The organism is Polaromonas sp. P1_G2, assembly GCF_056405515.1.
Genome location: NZ_JBFUBY010001301.1, coordinates 1 through 427 on the forward strand (window position 1 = coordinate 1; position 427 = coordinate 427).

1 pseudogene is annotated in these 427 nt (G+C 66.4%); it reads left to right on the forward strand.

From position 1 onward, the window contains the following. Window positions 1-182: 182 nt before the first annotated feature. A pseudogene (locus AC1D0P_RS30240) lies at window positions 183-427 on the forward strand (hypothetical protein); the annotation flags it as partial.

Sequence of the window (427 nt, forward strand, 5' to 3'; positions counted from 1 at the left end):
GGGCAGCGGCTTCGGATCGACGATGATCGAGCGCATGCTCAGCCGCCAGGTCGGCGGCGAGGTCGAAACCAGCTATGAACCGGATGGGTTCAAGTTTGCCTGGCAGGTCGCGGTCACGGCCGTCGAGATGGACGGCTGACTGGGGGCTCGCTGCCGGCAAGGAGCCCGACGGCGTCGCGGCGATGGATACCAACCGCACAGGCGGTTTCTGCGGCTCGCTGGCCGACTTCTTCTTCCCGGCGGAGAACCGTGAAGTCTATGCCGAGGGCCTGCGCCGCGGCGACTTGCTCGTGACCGTCACGGACCTGGACACGACGCAACACCAGATCGCCCTCGAYATTCTCGAYGACSAAGGCWCGATCGAYGTCGACGAATGGRCMGACAGCTGGCGCGCCGAAGGTTGGACGCCCAGCGCCACCGCCGAAAG